This is a genomic window from Kitasatospora sp. NPDC097605 (genome assembly GCF_040302725.1).
Taxonomy (GTDB): Bacteria; Actinomycetota; Actinomycetes; order Streptomycetales; family Streptomycetaceae; genus Kitasatospora.
In genome coordinates this window covers 184,273-201,688 of the sequence record NZ_JBEOSF010000003.1, presented here as the reverse complement: position 1 = coordinate 201,688, position 17,416 = coordinate 184,273, and the positions used below count along the sequence as shown (strand labels likewise).

General features: G+C 71.9%; 23 protein-coding genes, 1 tRNA gene and 1 pseudogene. 19 read left to right on the top strand and 6 right to left on the bottom strand.

What is annotated here, in order from left to right; genetic code table 11:
• The first annotated feature begins 4 nt into the window (after nucleotides 1-4).
• The 15 genes and pseudogenes from ABTX81_RS04635 (at nucleotide 5) to ABTX81_RS04570 (ending at nucleotide 8,507) form a co-directional block, all read left to right on the top strand.
• Nucleotides 5-1,414, top strand: a complete 1,410-nt coding sequence (locus ABTX81_RS04635; RefSeq protein ID WP_350541491.1) for an FtsK/SpoIIIE domain-containing protein — start codon at nucleotides 5-7, stop codon at nucleotides 1,412-1,414.
• Nucleotides 1,415-1,493: 79 nt separating this feature from the next.
• On the top strand, nucleotides 1,494-1,703 hold the full coding sequence (locus tag ABTX81_RS04630) for a hypothetical protein (protein WP_350541490.1): 210 nt from the start codon (nucleotides 1,494-1,496) through the stop codon (nucleotides 1,701-1,703).
• 5 nt (nucleotides 1,704-1,708) lie between these two features.
• Nucleotides 1,709-1,891: a hypothetical protein gene (locus ABTX81_RS04625; RefSeq protein ID WP_350541489.1), complete on the top strand. Its 183-nt coding sequence runs from the start codon at nucleotides 1,709-1,711 to the stop codon at nucleotides 1,889-1,891.
• Nucleotides 1,888-2,067: a hypothetical protein gene (locus tag ABTX81_RS04620; protein ID WP_344338893.1), complete on the top strand. Its 180-nt coding sequence runs from the start codon at nucleotides 1,888-1,890 to the stop codon at nucleotides 2,065-2,067. Before ABTX81_RS04625 ends, ABTX81_RS04620 begins: the two co-directional genes overlap by 4 nt.
• Before the next feature lie 5 nt (nucleotides 2,068-2,072).
• Nucleotides 2,073-2,804 carry a DUF2637 domain-containing protein gene (locus ABTX81_RS04615; RefSeq protein ID WP_350541488.1) on the top strand — a complete coding sequence of 244 codons (732 nt, stop codon included), beginning with the start codon at nucleotides 2,073-2,075 and terminating at the stop codon, nucleotides 2,802-2,804.
• A 12-nt stretch (nucleotides 2,805-2,816) separates the two neighbouring features.
• On the top strand, nucleotides 2,817-3,014 hold the full coding sequence (locus ABTX81_RS04610) for a hypothetical protein (protein ID WP_350541487.1): 198 nt from the start codon (nucleotides 2,817-2,819) through the stop codon (nucleotides 3,012-3,014).
• Between the two features lie 23 nt (nucleotides 3,015-3,037).
• The gene (locus ABTX81_RS04605; protein ID WP_350541486.1) at nucleotides 3,038-3,571 is read left to right on the top strand and encodes a DUF6197 family protein; all 534 of its coding nucleotides are present in this window, start codon (nucleotides 3,038-3,040) and stop codon (nucleotides 3,569-3,571) included.
• Nucleotides 3,572-3,662: 91 nt separating this feature from the next.
• Complete coding sequence (locus ABTX81_RS04600; RefSeq protein ID WP_350541485.1) at nucleotides 3,663-4,211, top strand: GGDEF domain-containing protein; 549 nt, start codon at nucleotides 3,663-3,665, stop codon at nucleotides 4,209-4,211.
• Nucleotides 4,212-4,311: 100 nt separating this feature from the next.
• Nucleotides 4,312-4,500: a hypothetical protein gene (locus ABTX81_RS04595; RefSeq protein ID WP_350541484.1), complete on the top strand. Its 189-nt coding sequence runs from the start codon at nucleotides 4,312-4,314 to the stop codon at nucleotides 4,498-4,500.
• Between the two features lies 1 nt (nucleotide 4,501).
• Nucleotides 4,502-4,669, top strand: coding sequence for a hypothetical protein (locus ABTX81_RS04590; protein ID WP_350541483.1), 168 nt, complete (start codon nucleotides 4,502-4,504; stop codon nucleotides 4,667-4,669).
• Nucleotides 4,630-5,229: pseudogene (locus tag ABTX81_RS39595) on the top strand (DNA cytosine methyltransferase); the annotation flags it as partial. The gene ABTX81_RS04590 and the pseudogene ABTX81_RS39595, both read left to right, overlap by 40 nt.
• 21 nt (nucleotides 5,230-5,250) lie before the next feature.
• Nucleotides 5,251-5,808, top strand: a complete 558-nt coding sequence (locus ABTX81_RS39590; RefSeq protein WP_502892712.1) for a DNA cytosine methyltransferase — start codon at nucleotides 5,251-5,253, stop codon at nucleotides 5,806-5,808.
• Complete coding sequence (locus tag ABTX81_RS04580) at nucleotides 5,808-7,148, top strand: replication initiator (RefSeq protein ID WP_350541482.1); 1,341 nt, start codon at nucleotides 5,808-5,810, stop codon at nucleotides 7,146-7,148. The genes ABTX81_RS39590 and ABTX81_RS04580 overlap by 1 nt, the downstream gene beginning before the upstream one ends.
• Nucleotides 7,141-7,344: a helix-turn-helix domain-containing protein gene (locus ABTX81_RS04575; protein ID WP_350541481.1), complete on the top strand. Its 204-nt coding sequence runs from the start codon at nucleotides 7,141-7,143 to the stop codon at nucleotides 7,342-7,344. Before ABTX81_RS04580 ends, ABTX81_RS04575 begins: the two co-directional genes overlap by 8 nt.
• Nucleotides 7,341-8,507 (top strand): site-specific integrase, encoded by a 1,167-nt coding sequence (locus ABTX81_RS04570; protein WP_350541480.1) that lies wholly within the window; start codon nucleotides 7,341-7,343, stop codon nucleotides 8,505-8,507. The genes ABTX81_RS04575 and ABTX81_RS04570 overlap by 4 nt, the downstream gene beginning before the upstream one ends.
• Nucleotides 8,508-8,575: 68 nt before the next feature.
• On the opposite strand, the gene ABTX81_RS04565 is transcribed toward ABTX81_RS04570, so the two are convergent.
• The 3 genes from ABTX81_RS04565 to ABTX81_RS04555 form a co-directional block, all read right to left on the bottom strand.
• Nucleotides 8,576-8,649, bottom strand: a tRNA-Pro gene (locus ABTX81_RS04565).
• 101 nt (nucleotides 8,650-8,750) lie between these two features.
• Nucleotides 8,751-9,695 carry a metallophosphoesterase gene (locus ABTX81_RS04560; protein ID WP_350541479.1) on the bottom strand — a complete coding sequence of 315 codons (945 nt, stop codon included), beginning with the start codon at nucleotides 9,693-9,695 and terminating at the stop codon, nucleotides 8,751-8,753.
• Between the two features lie 96 nt (nucleotides 9,696-9,791).
• Nucleotides 9,792-10,406 carry a CGNR zinc finger domain-containing protein gene (locus tag ABTX81_RS04555; protein ID WP_350541478.1) on the bottom strand — a complete coding sequence of 205 codons (615 nt, stop codon included), beginning with the start codon at nucleotides 10,404-10,406 and terminating at the stop codon, nucleotides 9,792-9,794.
• A gap of 83 nt (nucleotides 10,407-10,489) precedes the next feature.
• On the opposite strand from ABTX81_RS04555, the gene ABTX81_RS04550 reads away from it, so the two are divergent.
• On the top strand, nucleotides 10,490-10,945 hold the full coding sequence (locus tag ABTX81_RS04550; protein WP_350541477.1) for a GatB/YqeY domain-containing protein: 456 nt from the start codon (nucleotides 10,490-10,492) through the stop codon (nucleotides 10,943-10,945).
• Between the two features lie 115 nt (nucleotides 10,946-11,060).
• On the opposite strand, the gene ABTX81_RS04545 is transcribed toward ABTX81_RS04550, so the two are convergent.
• Complete coding sequence (locus tag ABTX81_RS04545; RefSeq protein WP_350541476.1) at nucleotides 11,061-13,316, bottom strand: transglycosylase domain-containing protein; 2,256 nt, start codon at nucleotides 13,314-13,316, stop codon at nucleotides 11,061-11,063.
• 522 nt (nucleotides 13,317-13,838) lie between these two features.
• On the opposite strand from ABTX81_RS04545, the gene ABTX81_RS04540 reads away from it, so the two are divergent.
• The gene (locus ABTX81_RS04540) at nucleotides 13,839-14,162 is read left to right on the top strand and encodes a WhiB family transcriptional regulator (RefSeq protein ID WP_344338874.1); all 324 of its coding nucleotides are present in this window, start codon (nucleotides 13,839-13,841) and stop codon (nucleotides 14,160-14,162) included.
• Between the two features lie 132 nt (nucleotides 14,163-14,294).
• Here the strand turns inward: ABTX81_RS04540 and bagB are convergent, their stop codons facing one another.
• Together bagB and bagA are read right to left on the bottom strand one after the other, a co-directional pair.
• Complete coding sequence (gene bagB / locus ABTX81_RS04535) at nucleotides 14,295-15,470, bottom strand: ATPase BagB (RefSeq protein WP_350541475.1); 1,176 nt, start codon at nucleotides 15,468-15,470, stop codon at nucleotides 14,295-14,297.
• Nucleotides 15,467-16,546 (bottom strand): ATPase BagA, encoded by a 1,080-nt coding sequence (bagA, locus tag ABTX81_RS04530; RefSeq protein ID WP_350541474.1) that lies wholly within the window; start codon nucleotides 16,544-16,546, stop codon nucleotides 15,467-15,469. Before bagA ends, bagB begins: the two co-directional genes overlap by 4 nt.
• Before the next feature lie 200 nt (nucleotides 16,547-16,746).
• Here bagA and sp36 point away from each other — a divergent pair, with 200 nt between their 5' ends.
• Entirely contained in the window at nucleotides 16,747-16,905 is a 159-nt protein-coding gene (gene sp36, locus ABTX81_RS04525) for a Sp36 family protein (protein WP_350541473.1), read from the top strand.
• Nucleotides 16,902-17,366 carry a RidA family protein gene (locus tag ABTX81_RS04520; RefSeq protein WP_350541472.1) on the top strand — a complete coding sequence of 155 codons (465 nt, stop codon included), beginning with the start codon at nucleotides 16,902-16,904 and terminating at the stop codon, nucleotides 17,364-17,366. Before sp36 ends, ABTX81_RS04520 begins: the two co-directional genes overlap by 4 nt.
• The last annotated feature ends 50 nt before the right edge of the window (nucleotides 17,367-17,416 follow it).

The following is a 17,416-nucleotide window of genomic DNA, read 5'->3' as shown; positions in this document are numbered from 1 at the left end:
CGCCATGGATGCGCTGACGACGACGCTCCTGGAGCTGGGCACCCCCGCTGCGGCCCTCGGCTCCGGTGCCCTCTACGCCCGGGCCAGGATGCCGCGCACCTACTGGTCGACCATCGGTTTTCCGCTCGCGGTCCACCGCATCCGGCGCGACTACGAGGCCGTGATGGAGTCGTGCGGCCTCACGGTGGACCCCTCGTTCTGGCGCGCCATGGCGTCTTCGGCCGCCAACCGCCCGGCCCGGCCGGCGATGCCCCAGATCCGCAGGATCATCGCCAGCTCGACCGGCATGCGCATTCGGCTCCGCCTCGCCCGGGGCCAGGAGACGGCCGACGTGCTGAGCGCCACCGAGAAGCTGCGGCACGCCTGGGCCGTCCACGCGGTGTACGCCGCCGAGGTCAAGCCTGGCATCGTGGACCTGCGAGTGGTTGGCTTCGATGTGCTCCGCGACGTCCGGATGCCGCGCCGGGCCACCGCCAAGTCCGCCGGTCTGCTGCGGGTCCCGGTCGCGTTGCGGGCCGACGGTACGGTTCACCACCGCGACTACCGGCAGGTACCGAACGGGCTCGACCTGGGTGCCAACCAGTCAGGCAAGTCGATGTTCACCCGGAACCTGGTGCACGGCCTGGCCGCTCAGCCGGTCGCGCTGGTCGGGATCGACTGCAAGCGCGGCGTCGAACAGCGCCCCTTCGCCCCGCGGCTGTCCGCGCTGGCCACCGACCAGGCCGAGGCGCTGGGCCTGCTGCTCGCGCTGCTCGTCGAGATGGACGACCGGTACGACCTGATCCGCGCCCACCAGGGCGTGCCCGGGTCGGTCGCCGCCGAAGACCTCACCTCCGACATCTGGGGTCTGCCGGAGAAGCTGCGGCCGGTGCCGATCGTCGTGCTGGTCGACGAGATCGCCGAGCTGTTCCTGGTGACGAGCAGGGCCGATGAGGAACGCCGCAACCAGGCTGTCACCGCGCTCATCCGCCTGGCTCAACTCGCCCGCGCCGCCGGCATCTACCTGGAGATCGCGGGCCAGCGCTTCGGCTCCGAGCTGGGCAAGGGCGCGACCCTGCTCCGCTCGCAGCTCACCGGCCGCACGGTCCACCGGGTCAACGACCTGGAGACGGCCCGGATGGGGCTCGGGGACATCTCCGAAGTCGCCATGCTCGCCGCCACCCGGATCAGCCCCGACATGCCGGGTAAGGCCGTTGCCGGTGACACCTCCGGCCGCTGGTACGAGATCCGCACGCCGTACCGCTCGTTGGCCGACGTCGCTGAGCGCTGCGCCGAGTTCGCGCACCTGACGCCGGAGCTGCCCCGCCTCGCGGCGTTCCGCCCGACGGCCCCGGCCGGTCAGCTCATCCCGGCGGACATCCCGCCCGTGCCCTCGGCGCCGCCGGTCTTCGCGCCGGCCCCGGTCGCCGAGTAGCACCCTCTCACTCCGGTCGGCGCACCGTCTCGCGCCAAGTCTCTACCACCTCCATGCCTTGAGACCTGAGGAGTTCACCGTGTCCCGCAAGCCCTCCGACGCCGAACTCGGCGCCGTCATCGGCAGCCGCCTGGCCAGCCGGAACGGGGCCGACATCGGCCCCCTGCTCGCCGAGAAGGCCGACCAGTTGGAGCGCATCGCCAAGGCCAACCCCAACGACCGCGACGCCGCCGCCCTCGCTCGCGAGGCGCGCGCCGCCGCCAACCGCGCCAAGCGCAACAGCCGGTGATCCGGGTGGCCACCCGCAAGCGCCAGACGGCGCCCACGCCCGTGCCCTGCCAGCCCTGCGCGGGCACCGGTCAGACCGCCGTCACCGTCTTCGCCGGCCGTGGCGCCCGTCGTCGCAAGGTCGCCGAGCAGGAGGCCACGTGCCTGGACTGCCTCGGCGCCGGGACCACGCCGGAGGCCGTCAAGTGATCGAGATCCGCGTGATCTGCGACGTGAACGACGTGCACCTCGTCGTCGCCGACCTGGCCCGCTTCTGGACCGTGCACGACGTGAAGGAGCACCCCGCCCGCGATGCCGGTCAGCGCCGTCTCTACGTCACCGCGTGCCGACGTCCGCGCTGCCCGCACCTGAACACCGCCGGGTGATCACTGTGCGCCGTCTTCCCAAGCTGGACGCCGTGCTGGCGCAAGCGGTGATCGCCGCCGCGCTCTCCTTCGCCCACCTGCACGACCTCGCCGAGGCCGCCGGCCAGGCCGGTTGGAAGTCCTGGGCCTACCCGGTCTCGGTGGACCTCCTGCTGGTCGCCGCCTGGCGCCGACTCCGCTCCGGGGCCTCCGTACGGCTCGCCTGGGTCTGGTTCGTCATCGCGCTGGCCGCCTCGCTCGGCGCCAACGTCGGCACGGCCGGGCTCCTCGACCTCGCCGCCGCACCGGCCTGGCTCCGAGTGCTCGTCGCCGGGTGGCCCGCCGCCGCGTTCCTCGGCGGCACCTTGCTGGCTCACTCGACGACCGAACCGGCCCCGGAATCTGAGATCGTCCCGGCCGAAGACGAGTCGGACGACGTCCAGCCCGAAGAGCCGCTGTACGCCCCGGCCGACGAGCCCCTTCTCGAACCTCCGCCGGCGCTCCCGGCGCCCGCCGTGCCGGAGATCACACCGGCACCGCTCCCGGAGCCGACTCCCGCACCGCCCTTGCCACCGCTCCCGACGCCCGCGGCTCCCACCGCGAGTCCGCAGGTTCCGGCCTTCCTCCTCGAACACGCCCGCAAGGTCGCCGACGGCCACCGCGCCCACACCGGCAGCCCGATCGACGCCGCCACACTCCGCGCTCAGCTCGGCGTCCGAGACCCGCTCGCCTCGGCACTCGCCGCCGAGCTCGCCTGAAAGGCAAGCCAGATGAACATCTCGCTGCCCCTCCTCCCGATCCTCGCGCTCGCCGCCTGGTTCATCGTCCGCAACCTTTGCCTCCGCTGGTGGGCCGTCGCCGCGCTCGTCCTGCTCGGCTTCTACCTCGCCGGCTCGTCCGCCGCCCCGCTGATCGACAAGACCACCCGCGACGGCGTCGCCGTCATCAACCAGACCGGCACCAAGTAGCCGAACAGATAGGAGAGTTACCCGTGAACGGCACGCTCCTGGGCCTCCCACCGCTCGTCACGGCCGACGGCGCCGCCCTGGTCGCCGAGATCGAGGCGTACATGGCCACGCTGCCCGCCCCGGCGCGCATCCCGGTCCCGTTCGTCTCGCCGCGCGGCTCGACGGTCCAGGCCTGGAACGCCGGCTACCCGCTCCCGCAGCCCACCCGGCTCGACCGGCTCACCCGTCGTCCGGCCCGCCCGGCCCCGGTGAGCGCCGCCGACCACCTGCGGCTCACCTCGCGGTACATCGGCGCCTTCGGCTGGCTCCAGGGCGCCATGTGGGACTCCGCCGGCCGCGTCTGCCTCCTCGGCGCCCAGGCCGCCGTCCTCGTCCACGGCTACGGCACCCCGGCCACCGTCACCACGGCCCGGGTGCAGGTCATGGAAGTCCTCCACTCCACCGGCCGCCCGGTGAACTCCCCGGACGAGTACAACGACCGCCCCACCACCCGGCAGGCCGACATCCACCGCCTCCTCGACCGAGCCGCCACCCGCGCCCAGTCGCTCGGCCTCTGACCAGCCAACCCGGAACGGCCTTCACGCCGCCAAGCATCCAGCCGTCCCGGGCGACCGCAACCCCATCACCGCCCATCACGAAGGACCGCTCATGGATCTGCCCACGATCTTTGCCGCCGGTGCACCGCTGATCGGATGGACCACCCACGGCCTGGTGCTCAACCGCCGGTTGGCGACAGCCCGCCGCGACCCGCTCACCGGCCTGCACACGCGCGACAGCTTCACCGCCCGCGCCGAGCGGATCATCCAGCGCCACCCCGACCGTGCCTCGGTGCTGCTGGTCGACCTGGACCACTTCAAGGCCGTCAACGACACCCACGGCCACGCTGCTGGTGACGCTGTCCTTGCTGCCACTGCCATGCGTCTGTCCGCCTGGTGCGGTCACTCCGGCATTGCCGCCCGCCTGGGCGGGGACGAATTCGCCGCCATCGTCCTGGACGGCCCCGACCGCGTTCGCGACCTCTTCGAAGCCCTCCACCAGCCGGTCACGCACGTCGGCCGCGTCGTCCCGGTCTCCGCCTCGGTGGGCCTGTGCGCCGTTGCCGCGCTGCCGGTGATCTCCCTGACGGACGCGCTCGCCGCCGCCGACCGGGCCATGTACGCACACAAGTCCGACGGCCGGCTCGCTCGCCGTCGCTGACCTCTGAACCAGCCCCGGGGCGGTTTCACGCCGCCAAGCATCCGCCGCCCCGGGGCCGCAACCCCTTCCCGAACCGAAGCCCACGAAGGAGAGCACCATCATGCCCCAGCACAACCACGCCCCGGCCCGGATCTGCCCGAACTGCTCCGGCTTCGCCGCCGTCGCCATCGCCACCGGCGTCCGCCTCCGCGACGGCTCCCGCGCCACCGTCCCGGTCAACTGCCCGACCTGCCACGGGTCCGGCACCGTCGTCCGCCCGGCCGTCGTCGCCACCGCGAAGGCCGTCTGACATGGCCCTCCTCGACTGGCGCGACTCCCGCCACTGGTCCCCGCAGCCCGCCCCCTGCGGCGTCTGCCAGAAGCCCACCAACCTCCGCTCCGACCGAGGCAAGCCCGCCCACAAGGTCTGCGCCGAGAAGTGGACCGAGCAGCACCCCAGGCCCACCGACCAGTCCTGACCAGCCCGGCCCCGGGACCGGTGCCGCTGGTCCGTCCCGGGGCCTCTCCACCAGAGGGAGGAACCGCCTTGAACCGCTACATCATCGACCTGTTCGCCGGCCCCGGGGGTTGGTCCGAGGGCCTGCGCCGACTCGGCCACACCGACATCGGATTCGAGATCGACGCCGCCGCCTGCGCCACCCGTACCGCTGCCGGTCATCACACCATCCGCACCGACGTCGCCACCTACCCGACCGCCCCGCTCGTCGGCAAGGTCTCCGGCCTCATCGCCTCGCCGCCCTGCCAGACCTTTCAGCGCCGCCGGGCTGCGTGCCGGAAACGACGACATCGCGCTCTGCCACCAGGCGCTCGACGACCTCACCGCCGGCCGCGACACCAGGTCCGCCCTGCACTCCGCCTGCGCCGACCCGCGCTCGCTCCTGGCCGTCGAACCCCTGCGCTACGCCTTCGACACCCGCCCGGACTGGATCGCCTTGGAGGAAGTCCCCGCGGTGGAACCCTCTTCGACCACACCGCCCGCATCCTGCGCGGCCTCGGCTACTCGACCTGGGTCGGCGTCCTCAACGCCGCCGACTACGGCATGCCCCAGACCCGCCGCCGGGCGTTCCTTCTGGCTTCCGCCGTCTGCCCGGTCACGCCGCCCGGTCCCACCCACGCCGCCACCGCCGAACCGGAGAGCCTCTTCGGCCCCGGGCGCTCCCCTTGGGTCACCATGGCCAACGCTCTCCACCTGCCCGTCGGCGACGTCATCACCCGCGGCGAACACCACGGCGGCGGCAACCGCTTCGCCACGACCGGACCCTCGTGGGCGCTGACGGCTCGCGCCCGCTCCTGGACCCTGCGCATGGGCAACCGTCCCTCCGCCACCCGCCGTCGTATCGACACCCCCGCGCCGACCCTGCTGTTCGGCCATTCCCTCAACGACGTGACCTGGCTGGACGATGACGGTTCACCCGTCCGTCGGCTCAGCGCCACCGAGGCGTCCGTCCTCCAGGACTTCCCCGCCGACTACCCATGGGCGGGCTCGCGGACGAAGCAGTTCGAGCAGATCGGCAACGCCGTCCCGCCCGGTCTGGCCACCGCCGTCCTGCGTTCCGTTCTGGCGCCGGCCAGCCTTCCACTGGCGGTGGCCGCCTGATGACGACCACCACCGCACCGCCCATCGCCGACCTGGTCGGCCTCGCCGAACTCGGCACGATGCCCGCTCTCATGCGACAGCTCTCCGGGCTCGCCGGCTGCACCTCGCCCATCCGCCTCGACGGCTGGCGCACCGAGATCAACGAGACCACCGGACAGGTTCTCCACCACCTGGAGCCGGCCGACCTGCCCGCCGGCCACCTGCTCGTCCGTTGCGGCAACCGCCGCACCACCCGGTGCCCGTCCTGCGCCGAGACCTACCGCCGGGACACCTACCACCTGATCACCGCCGGACTCGTCGGCGGCAAGGGCACCCCGGAGACCGTGGCCTCGCACCCCCGGGTCTTCGCCACTTTCACCGCCCCCAGCTTCGGCCCCGTCCACAACCGTCCCGCCTCCGGCCGCTGCCGCTGCGGCACCGCTCACTCGGCCGACGACCCCGCGCTCGGCTCGCCCCTCGACCCGGACTCGTACGACTACGAGACCGCCGTCCTGTGGAACGCCCACGTGGGCAAGATCTGGGCCCGCTTCACGATCCTGCTCCGCCGGGAAGTCGCCAAGCGCGCCGGGCTGACGCAGCGGGAGTTCAAGGACTTCGCCCGGATCTCGTTCGGCAAGGTCGCCGAGTACCAGAAGCGCGGCGCCATCCACTTCCACGCCGTCATCCGCCTCGACGGCCCCGAGGGCGGCGACACGCCTCCGCCCTCCTGGGCCTCCGCCGAGCTGCTGACCGACGCCATCCGCGCCGCCGCCCGCCGCACTGACATCCCCGGCCCGGACCTCGACGGCCGACAGCTCCGCTTCTCCTTCGGCCGCCAGCTCGACGTCCGCACCATCCGCGGCTCCGACTTCACCGGCGCCGCGCAGATCACGGACCGCGCCGTCGCCGCCTACATCGCCAAGTACGCCACCAAGGGCGCCGAGACCGCGACCGGCACGCTCGACCGCCCCGTGCGCCTGCTCGTCGAGATCGCCCAGCACGACATCCCCGAACACGCCCGCCGGCTCATCCGCACCTGCTGGAACCTCGGCGCCCGCCCCGAACTCGCCGAACTCCGCCTCCGCGCCTGGGCTCACATGCTCGGCTTCCGGGGCCACTTCTCCACCAAGACCCGCAAGTACTCGACCACCCTGGGCGCCCTCCGTGACGCCCGTACCGCCTGGCGTCGTGCCCAGACCCTCGAACGCCTCCACGGCCCGGACGCCCCGGCCGTCGACCACACCACGCTCGTTCTCGCTCACTGGGTCTTCGCCGGCCTCGGCCTCACCCGTGGTGAACAGTGGCTCGCCGCAGCCGTCCAACCCGCTCCCGGCACGGAAGGAGAACCGACCCGTGGCTGACGTGATGACCAGACCCGCCCTCTTCCGGGTGGCGGACGCCGTGGATGTCCTCAACCTGAGCCGGACGGTCATCTACGACCTCATCCGCACCGGCCGCCTCCGGACTGTCAAGGAGGGCCGTTCACGCCTCATCCCCGCCTCGGCCATCGCCGACTACGTCGCGCTGCTGGAGCGCGAAGCGAGGGGCCGACGTTGACCAAGCGCCGCAGCAGGGGAGACGGCGGCCTCCACTGGGACGAGAAGCGACAGCGCTGGATCGCGGCGGCCAACCTCGGCTTCGACCCGGGCGGCAAGCGCATCACCAAGCGCGGGAGCGGCAAGACCAAGACCGAGGCGAGCAACAAGCTCAAAGAAGTCTTGCGGGACTTCGAGGACGGCTTGGCCATCGCGCCCACGAACTACACGGTGGAGAACGCGGTGAACGACTGGCTTGCCTTCGGCCTCGCCGGCCGGGACGAGAAGACCGTGGAGACCAGCAGGATTCTCTGCCTCAACCACGTCATACCGGCTCTCGGCGCCCGCAAGCTCCGGGACCTCAGCGCGGAGGACGTGGACCGCTGGCTGGCGGACAAGGCGAAGATCCTCAGTACCCGCACCCTCCAGGCCCTCCACTCCTGCCTGAACCGGGCCGTCAAGCGCGCCATGGCCCGGGACAAGGTCAAGCGCAACGTCGTCGAACTCTGCTCCGTCCCCACCGGACAGCCGGGCCGGCCGTCGAAGTCGCTGACCTTCGCTCAGGCGGAGGCGGTGCTGAAAGCGGCCGAGAAGACCTTGATGCACGCATACATTGTCGTCTCCCTCCTCACCGGCGCCCGGACAGAGGAGCTTCGCGCGCTCACCTGGGACCACGTCTTCCTCAAGGGCCAGCCCACTGCCACCCCGCCGGTCCCGCCGCACATCGCCGTGTGGCGCTCGGTCCGCGCGTCGGGCGATACCAAGACCCGGAAGTCCCGCCGGACGGTCGCGCTGCCGGCCCGCTGCGTCGAAGCGCTCTGGGACCACTGGGTGGATCAGGGCTGGGACCGGCTCGCCGCCGGTGACAAGTGGGAGGAGAACAACCTGGTCTTCCATTCGGCCGTCGGCACCGAGCTGGACCCGTCCCACGTCCGGCGGGCGTTCCGGTCCGCCATCGGCACGGCGGAAGGGATCAACGCCGCCGACTGGACCCCTCGTGAGCTACGCCACAGCTTCGTCTCCCTGCTTTCGGACAGAGGTGTGCCCCTGGAAGAGATCTCCCGCCTGGTCGGCCACTCCAGTACGGCGGTCACCGAAGAGGTCTACCGCCACCAGATCCGTCCGGTGATCCAGACTGGGGCGACGGTCATGGATGACCTGTTCTCCCGAGACCCTGAGGCTTAGTCACTCAGTTAGACACGCACAACGCCAGAGGGCCTACCGGATTTCTCCGATAGGCCCTCTGGACTGGGTCGGGGTGGCGGGATTTGAACCCACGGCCTCTTCGTCCCGAACGAAGCGCGCTACCAAGCTGCGCCACACCCCGGTCTTTCTGTTTGTCGCTCCGTCTCCTTCGCGACGAGTAGAACTCTACCGGACGCTCGCCGAGAGACGAAATCCGGTTCCTCGGCGAGCGGGGTGGGAGGGTCAGCGGGGGGTCGGGGTGAGGGTGAGGAGGGTGGCTTCGGGGGGGCAGGCGAAGCGGACGGGGGTGTAGCGGTTGGTGCCGCAGCCGGCCGAGACGTGGAGGTAGGAGCGGCTGCCGCCGGCCAGGTGGGTGGAGAGGCCCTTGACCCGCTTGGCGTCGAGGTCGCAGTTGGTGACCAGGGCGCCGTAGAAGGGGACGCAGAGCTGGCCGCCGTGGGTGTGGCCGGCGAGGATCAGCGGGTAGCGGTCGGCGGCGAAGGCGTCGAGGACGCGCAGGTAGGGGGCGTGCACGACGGCGATGGAGAGGTCGGCGTCGGCGGCGGGGCCCCCGGCGACCTCGCTGTAGCGGTCGCGGCGGATGTGCGGGTCGTCCAGGCCGGTGAACTCCAGGTCGAGGCCGGCGACGGTGAGGCGGCCCCGGGTGTTGGTGAGGTCGAGCCAGCCGGCCGCGTCGAAGCCGTCGCGCAGCTTCTCCCACGGGTTGTGGACGGCGCCGGAGACGCCGCGCGCGGCGGTGCCGTCGGGGTTGTTCATGCCGTGGACGCCGCTGCGCAGGGCCTGGAGGTAGCGGGCCGGGTTCTTGCGGGCGGGGCCGTAGTAGTCGTTGGACCCGAAGACGTAGACGCCGGGGAACTCCATCAGCGGCCCGAGCGAGTCCAGCACGGCCGGGACGCCGAGCGGGTCGGAGAGGTTGTCGCCGGTGTTGACCACCAGGTCGGGGCGCAGGCCGGCGAGGCTCTGCAGCCAGCGCCGCTTCTTGCCCTGGTTGGCCACCATGTGGATGTCGGAGACCTGCAGTACCCGGATGGGGCGGGCGCCTCGGGGGAGGACCGGGACCTCGACCCGGCGGAGGCGGAAGGAACGGACCTCGTACCCAGCGGAGTAGGCGAGGCAGGCGGCGCCGGTGGCGGCGATTCCGAGGGGAACGGAGTACAGCGGTCGCATCGTTCCATGCTCTCAGACGGCGGATCAGCAGGTGAACTGCCGGTGCCCGCACGGGGTCCGGGCGGGTCCCGGACGGGCCCCGGACGGAGGCAGGGGTCATTCCTCGTGCTGCTCGCGCCGGGCGCGCAGGGCCCGGATCTTGTGGCGGTTGCCGCAGCGCTCCATCGAGCACCAGCGCCGCCGCCCCGGCCGCGAGGTGTCGACGAAGAGCAGGTGGCAGTCGTCGGCGCCGCACTCGCGGACCCGGTCCGCGTGGGGGCCGGTGAACAGGGCGATGGCGTCGCGGGCGACGGTGGAGGCGAGCTGGTCGCCGTCGCCGGGCAGCGGCGGGGCCGCGGTGCCGTCCGGGGTGATCTGCGGGGCGAGCGGGGGCCGGGCGGCGGCCCGGTTGAGCACGGCGTAGTCTGCGGGGTCCCCGGCGCCCGCGCCGTGGGCGGCGCGGGCCGCGGTGAGCCGCCACAGGGCGTCCCGCAGGGCGCGGACGGCGGTGAGCTGGCCGTCGGTGATCCGGACGGCGCCGGGCGGCAGGGCCAGCCGGGACCTCGCGGCCCAGTCGGCCAGGTCGGCGGGCCGGTGCAGGACCTCGTACCGGGCGTACGGGCCGGGGCCGCCGGTGGGCAGCAGTTCCAGGCAGAGCGTGCCGGGATCGAAGTGGAACCGCGTTCCGCCGGGGGAGTGCAGCACCAGGCCCGGAGGCCGCTCGTCGGTCATGTAACCACTTTAAAAGGGAGGGGAAGGGCGGGGCACGGGTTAATGGCGGGCGGCGGAACCTCGCAGGTGGGAGACTCGGGGCCATGACGACGCTCAAGGCGCAGCTGCAGGAGGACCTCACGGCTGCCATCAGGAACCGGGACGAGCTGCGCTCGTCCACCATCCGGCTCACGCTGGCCGCCGTCACCAGCGAGGAGGTGGCGGGGGACGAGAAGCGCGAGCTCTCCGACGACGAGGTGCTGAAGGTCCTCGGCCGGGAGGCGAAGAAGCGCCGGGAGGCCGCCACGGCCTTCGACAACGCCGGCCGGGCCGAGCAGGCCGCCCGGGAGCGGGCCGAGGGCGAGGTGCTGGCCGGCTACCTGCCCAAGCAGCTGTCCGACGAGGAGCTGACGGCGATCGTGGCCGCCGCCGTCGCGGAGAGCGGGGCGAGCGGGCCGCAGGGCATGGGCGCCGTGATGAAGCTGGTGCGGCCGAAGGTCGAGGGCCTGGCCGAGGGCGGCCGGGTGGCCGCCGCGGTGAAGGCAGCCCTCGCCGGCTGAGCGGTCGGGGCTCGGTGACCGGGGCCGCGTGAGACGGGCGCCGCGGAAGCACGGAAGAGGGGCGCCCCCCGAGCCGAAGCTCGGGGGGCGCCCCCGTCGTTCACCGGGTGCCCGCTCAGTGGCGGCCGCGCCCGTTGCCGTTGCCGTTGCCGTTCCCGCCGTCACCGCCGTCGCCGCCGCCGATGATGCCCGGCGGGAAGGTGAAGCCGCCGCCGATCGCGCCGCCCGCGTTGGTGCCGGGGACGCCGGGGTTCGGCACGGGCGGCTGCGGGTTGCCGCCCGCGTTCGGGTCGGCCGGCGCGGTGGCCGGGGCGGTGGCGTTCGGGTCCGGCTTGGGGGCCGGGTCCGGGATGTCGATGGTCTGGAAGGTCTCCTTGGGCGAGCCCTTCAGCGCGCCGTCCATGGCCATCTTCCAGATCGGGCCGGGACCGGTGGCACCGAAGACGCCGTCGGCGCCGTAGTAGGTGTCGCCGATCTTCATGTTCTTCATCTCGACGCCGCCGGTCGGGCCGCCGATCCAGACCGCGGTCGCGAGCTGCGGGGTGTAGCCGCTGAACCAGGCGGCCTTCTTCTTGTCGGTGGTACCGGTCTTGCCGGCGATCTGGCGGCCGTCCTCCAGGCCGAGGGTGGCGCCGGTGCCCTTCTCGGTCACGTTGAGCAGGACGGTGTTCATCGCGTCGGCGGTCTGCTCGGAGAAGGCCTGGCTGCAGCTGGTCTGCGGGACCTTGACGTCCTTGCCGTCGACGGTGGTGATCTTGTTGATCGCGATCGGCGTGCAGTGCTTGCCGCGGGCGGCGAAGGTCGCGTAGACGTTCGCCATGGTCAGCGGCGACATCTCCTTGGTGCCCAGGGTGATCGAGGGCACGACCTCCAGCTTGTCACCGGCGGCGGTGGCGGTGATGCCCAGCTTGTCGAGCATCTGCTTGACGGGGCAGAGCCCCATCTCCTGCTCCATCTGGACGAAGTAGGTGTTGACCGAGAGGGCCATCGCCTGCTTCAGCTCGTAGGGGCCGACCTCGCTCTTGCTCTCGTTCGGGACGTAGCGCTCGTTGCCCTTGTAGGTGTTCTTCCAGGTGCCTTCGCAGGTCTTCATCGCCGGCCACTCGATGCGGTTCTCCGACGGGTACGCCTTGGTGGGCGGCATGCCGTTCTCGAGCGCGGCCGCGGCGATGATCGGCTTGAACGTCGAACCGGGCTGGAAGCCGTTGCCGCCGCCCATCGCCGCGTCGACGTTGAGGTTGACGACGGTCTGGTTCTTGGCCGGCTCCAGGCCGTACGGGCGGGTCTGCGCCATCGCCAGGATCTTGCCGGTGCCCGGCTCCATCATGGTCGCCGCGGCCGAGACCGGGTCGGTGACCTTGACCTTGCTGGTCACCGCGGTCTGGGCGGCGGCCTGCTTGTCCGGGTCGAGGGTGGTGTAGATGTTCAGACCACCCTGGTCCCAGAACTTCTTGCGCTCGGCGGCGTTCTTGCCGAACACCGGGTCCTGCTTGACCACGTGCCGGACGTAGTCGCAGAAGAAGCCCATGCCCGCCTGGGCGGTGATGCAGCCGTTCTGCGGGTCCTTGTACTTCAGGCCCAGCGGGGCGGCCTTGGCCTCCTTGGCCTGGTCCGCGGTGATGTGCTTGTTCTCGACCATCTTGTCGATCACGACGTTGCGCCGCTTCACCGAGTTGTCCGGGAAGCGCACCGGGTCGTACTGCGACGGGTTCTGCACCAGGCCGGCCAGGGTGGCGGCCTCGGCGACGGTGAGGTCCTTGTTGCTCTTGCTGAAGTAGCGCTGGGACGCGGCCTCGATCCCGTACGCCTGGTGGCCGTAGAAGGTGATGTTGAGGTAGTTGGTGAGGATCTGGTCCTTGGTCAGGTCCTCCTCCAACTTGATCGCGACCTTCAGCTCCTGGATCTTGCGGCCCAGGGTCTTGCGCTGGGCCTCCAGGACGGCGGCCTGGTCGTCGCCGGCCTTCTCGACGTTGACGTTCTTCACGTACTGCTGGGTCAGCGTCGAGGCGCCCTGGGAGGCGGTGCCGCTCTCGGCGTTCTTGCTGATCGCGCGGAGCACGCCCTTGAGGTCGACGGCGCCGTGCTCGTAGAAGCGGGCGTCCTCGATGTCGACCTGGGCCTGCCGCATGTACGGCGACATCTGGTCGGCGGTGAGGACGGTGCGGTCGCGCTCGTAGACCTTGGCGATCAGTCCGCCCTTGGCGTCGAAGATCTGGGTGGCCTGGGTGAGCGGCGGGGTCTTGAAGTCGTCGGAGATGTTCGAGAAGCCCTCCGCCGTGTTCTTGGCGGTCAGTCCGAGCGCCCCGACGGCGGGCAGCGCCATGCCGGCCAGCAGCACACCGGAGAGCACGCTGACCCCCAGGAACTTCACTCCGTGTCCCGCGTAGTCCAGCGGTGACCCGCGACGCTTGCCGCGCGGAGCTCCGGTGTTGCCGGGGGGCTGGGATGCCTGGGGGCGCTTCGGTGCCATGAGGAGAACCCTACGTTGCCGAATGCCACACACCGGGGCAGGTGTTCGCCTAGGCTTGTCACAAGCTTGCGACAGCTTCGCTGCGTCAGCATCGATCACTCTTGTGAGTGATGAGAATTGCCCGAATTGCCCGCTACTGGTGTGCTTTTGAGGCAGCTGTCGGACGCTGCACCCGTGTGTCCGGTAGCAGTGAGTGACGGCTCGCGTGGCGAGAGTGGCGCCCCCGGCCCTGGCAAGGCTTGCGACCTGCGATCACTCCAACGAGTGAGCTGATCGCCACCCATAGTCCAATTGGGTCATTCGAGATTGAGCCCGAAGGGGCTGTTGCAAGCTGTCGTTCTTCCGTAACGTCCTCAACTGGCAACGGTGAATATGCCGTTGCCGCCGTGGGGGAGCCTCGATTCGGGAGAGGACGGCGCCGGCATGGGCTGGGTAGACGACTGGAGTGCGCAGGCCGCCTGCCGCACGAGCGATCCGGACGAACTGTTCGTCCAGGGGGCGGCGCAGAACCGCGCCAAGGCGGTGTGCAGCGGGTGCCCCGTGCGCACGGAGTGCCTGGCGGACGCGCTGGACAACCGGGTGGAGTTCGGGGTCTGGGGCGGGATGACCGAGCGCGAGCGCCGGGCGCTGCTGCGCCGCCGGCCGACCGTGATCTCGTGGCGCCGGCTGCTGGAGACCGCGCGCACCGAGTACGAGGCCTCGCTGGCCACCGGCGTGATACTGACGGACTACGCCCAGGCGGGCTGAGCCCCGCGCCGCCGGGCAGCCGGCGGCGGGAGGGTCGGTCAGCCCGGGCTGGGGGGCCCGGGCCGGACCGGTTGTCCGGGTGCGGCCGGCCAAGCCGGCCGGTCGGTTGGTCGGATCAGTCGGCTGGTCCGATCAGTCGGCGGAGCCGCTGAGCCGTTCGCCGATCGCCCGCAGTCCGTCCAGGTCGTGGACGTCCCCGGGCAGTGCGGCGACCTCGACGATCGGCACGTCCGGGTAGACCGAGACGAAGCGGTCACGGGTCCGGCGCTCGCGCACCATCACCTGCATCCGCTCGGCGTGCAGCCGCAGCAGCCCGGCCGCGAGCAGTTCGGCCTCCGGCGAGGCGTGCTCCGAGCCGTTCTCCTCCAACGCCTCCGCCGCCGCCAGCGCCCGTTCGGCGGTGAGCTGCGGCGCGCCGGTCCCGTGCACCCGGTTGAGCACCAGTCCGGCCAGCGGCATCCGGTCGGCGGCCAGCCGGTCCACGAAGTACGCCGCCTCGCGCAGCGCGTCCCGCTCCGGCGCGGCCACCACCAGGAACGCCGTGCCCGGCGCCTGGAGCAGCTGGTACGTGCGGTCCGCGCGCTCGCGGAAGCCGCCGAACATCGAGTCCATCGCGCTGACGAAGGTCTGCACGTCGGTCAGCAGCTGGGCGCCGAAGATCTTGCCGAGGGTGCCGGTGAACAGGCCCATCCCGGCGTTCAGGAACTTCATCGCGGACCGGCCGCCGACCTTGGCCGGCGCGGTCAGGATCCGGATCACCTTGCCGTCGAGGAACGACCCCAGCCGGTTCGGCGCGTCCAGGAAGTCCAGCGCGGAGCGCGACGGCGGGGTGTCGACGACGATGAGGTCCCACTCCTCGGCCGCCCGCAGCTGGCCGAGCTTCTCCATCGCCATGTACTCCTGGGTGCCCGCGAAGCCGGCCGACAGGGACTGGTAGAAGGGGTTCTCCATGATCGCCCGGGCCCGCTCGGGCTCGGCGTGGGCCAGCACGACCTCGTCGAAGGTCCGCTTCATGTCGAGCATCATGGCCTGCAGCTCGCCGTCGCCGCTCACCCCCTTGACGATCCGCGGGGTGTTGTCGAGCTCGGTCAGGCCCATCGACTGCGCCAGCCGGCGGGCCGGGTCGATGGTCAGCACGACGACCTTGCGGCCGCGTTCGGCGGCCCGCAGGCCGATCGCCGCCGCGGTGGTGGTCTTGCCGACGCCGCCGGAGCCGCAGCAGACGATGATCCGGGTCCTCGGACTGTCGATCAGCTCGTCCACGGCGAGCCGGCTGCCGTCGCCGTTGACACTCCTGCGCTCGCTCACGCTGCCCCCTGACGCTTCAGTTCGCCCGCCAGCCGGTAGAGCCCGCCGAGGTCCACACCCTCGCCCAGCAGCGGAAGTTCGTAGGTGGGAAGCTTCAGCTGCTGCAGGTCGGCGCGCCGGGCGCGCTCCAGTTCCACCCGCTCGGCGTGCTCCCGGGCCTGCTCCAGCAGCGGGTCGAGCAGCGGCTCGACCGTCGCCCGGACGGTCTCCGGCTTGCGCGAGCGCCCGCCGAGGCCGGCCTCGCCGAGGGCCAGCGCGACCTCCTCGCGGTGGTCGCCGTCCACCGCCGCCACCGCCGCCGCGTCCAGCACCGGCGGCCGGACCATGTTGACCAGCACCCCGCCCACCGGCAGCCCGGCCTCGCGCAGCTCGGCGAAGCCGTCGACGGTCTCCTGGACCGGCATCTCCTCCAGCAGGGTGACCAGGTGCACGGCGGTCTCCGCCGACTTCAGCACCCGCATCACGGCCTGCGCCTGGCTGTGGATCGGACCGATCCGGGCCAGGCCGGCCACCTCGGAGTTGACGTTCAGGAACCGGGTGATCCGTCCGGTCGGCGGCGCGTCCATCACCACCGCGTCGTACCGCCGCCGTCCGTCCGGTCCCTTGCGGCGGGCGGCCTCGCAGGCCTTGCCGGTCAGCAGGACGTCCCGGACGCCGGGGGCGATGGTGGTGGCGAAGTCGACGAAGCCGACCTTCTGCAGCGCCTTCCCGGCCCGGCCGAGCTTGTAGAACATGTCGAGGTACTCGAGCAGCGCCTGCTCGGTGTCGATGGCGAGCGCGTGCACCTCGCCGCCCGCGTTCGCGCCGTCCTGGGCCGGCAGGCCCAGCTGGGCCGGGGTGACCGAGGCGATCCGGCGCTCCTCGTACGGCAGCGCCGCTATGCCGAACAGCTCGGCGATGCCCTGCCGGCCCTCCACCTCGATCAGCAGGGTCCGGTGGCCCTCCGCGGCGAGCGCCAGCGCCAGCGCCGCGGCCACCGTCGTCTTCCCGGTGCCGCCCTTGCCGCTGACCACGTGCAACCGCACGCCCTCCCAGTCGGGATCGCGCCGGGCCGCCTGGCCGGGGGTGCGTGCCACGCTCCGTCTCCGTCCGTCTCCGAGGGCCGGCACCACACGGGTGCCCTTCCGCGAGGGTAACCAGGGACCGCGCCGGATGCCGGGACTACCCCGGGGGCCGGGCCTGAATCATGCCCGCTTTGTGGGCCACTTCACACGCCGGAGCACGCCCGGGCGCGGACCGTGCCGGTCCGTCGGGACGGAGCGTCTAGAGTCTGGCCATGACCAAGTGGGAATACATGACGGCACCCCTGCTCGTGCACGCCACGAAGCAGATCCTGGACAACTTCGGCGAGGACGGCTGGGAGCTCGTCCAGGTCGTACCGGGCCCGAACCCGGAGCAGCTGGTGGCCTACTTCAAGCGGGAGAAGCAGGCATGAGCAAGGTCGAGGAGAAGCTCGCCGAACTGGGTCTGACCCTGCCGCCGGTGGCCGCCCCGGTCGCCGCCTACGTGCCCGCGCTGCGCACCGGTGAGTTCGTCTTCACCTCCGGCCAGCTGCCGATGGTGGGCGGCAAGCTGCCGCACACCGGCAAGGTCGGCGCCGAGGTCACCCCGGAGGAGGCCAAGGAGCTCGCGCAGATCTGCGCCCTGAACGCGCTGGCCGCCGTCAAGTCGGTGATCGGCGACCTCGACCTGGTCGAGCAGGTCGTCAAGGTGGTCGGCTTCGTCGCCTCCGCCCCCGACTTCACCGGCCAGCCCGGTGTGATCAACGGCACCAGCGAGCTGCTCGGCAAGGTCCTCGGCGAGGCGGGTGTGCACGCCCGCAGCGCGGTCGGCGTCACCGTGCTGCCGCTGGACGCCCCGGTCGAGGTCGAGCTGCAGGTCCGCGTCCGGGCCTGACCGCGGCGCGCACACCTGCCGGGGGCGGGGTCGGACAATGGATCACCCCT

Excerpts from the sequence above, each read along its gene's own strand:
- sp36 (WP_350541473.1), top strand. The coding sequence starts at position 16,747 with ATGACCAAGTGGGAATACATGACGGCACCCCTGCTCGTGCACGCCACG.
- ABTX81_RS04550 (WP_350541477.1), top strand. The coding sequence starts at position 10,490 with ATGACGACGCTCAAGGCGCAGCTGCAGGAGGACCTCACGGCTGCCATC.
- ABTX81_RS04610 (WP_350541487.1), top strand. The coding sequence starts at position 2,817 with ATGAACATCTCGCTGCCCCTCCTCCCGATCCTCGCGCTCGCCGCCTGG.
- ABTX81_RS04595 (WP_350541484.1), top strand. The coding sequence starts at position 4,312 with ATGCCCCAGCACAACCACGCCCCGGCCCGGATCTGCCCGAACTGCTCC.
- ABTX81_RS04560 (WP_350541479.1), bottom strand. The coding sequence starts at position 9,695 with ATGCGACCGCTGTACTCCGTTCCCCTCGGAATCGCCGCCACCGGCGCC.
- ABTX81_RS39590 (WP_502892712.1), top strand. The coding sequence starts at position 5,251 with ATGCCCCAGACCCGCCGCCGGGCGTTCCTTCTGGCTTCCGCCGTCTGC.
- ABTX81_RS04540 (WP_344338874.1), top strand. The coding sequence starts at position 13,839 with ATGGGCTGGGTAGACGACTGGAGTGCGCAGGCCGCCTGCCGCACGAGC.
- ABTX81_RS04555 (WP_350541478.1), bottom strand. The coding sequence starts at position 10,406 with ATGACCGACGAGCGGCCTCCGGGCCTGGTGCTGCACTCCCCCGGCGGA.
- ABTX81_RS04635 (WP_350541491.1), top strand. The coding sequence starts at position 5 with ATGGATGCGCTGACGACGACGCTCCTGGAGCTGGGCACCCCCGCTGCG.
- ABTX81_RS04590 (WP_350541483.1), top strand. The coding sequence starts at position 4,502 with ATGGCCCTCCTCGACTGGCGCGACTCCCGCCACTGGTCCCCGCAGCCC.
- ABTX81_RS04520 (WP_350541472.1), top strand. The coding sequence starts at position 16,902 with ATGAGCAAGGTCGAGGAGAAGCTCGCCGAACTGGGTCTGACCCTGCCG.
- ABTX81_RS04600 (WP_350541485.1), top strand. The coding sequence starts at position 3,663 with ATGGATCTGCCCACGATCTTTGCCGCCGGTGCACCGCTGATCGGATGG.
- ABTX81_RS04580 (WP_350541482.1), top strand. The coding sequence starts at position 5,808 with ATGACGACCACCACCGCACCGCCCATCGCCGACCTGGTCGGCCTCGCC.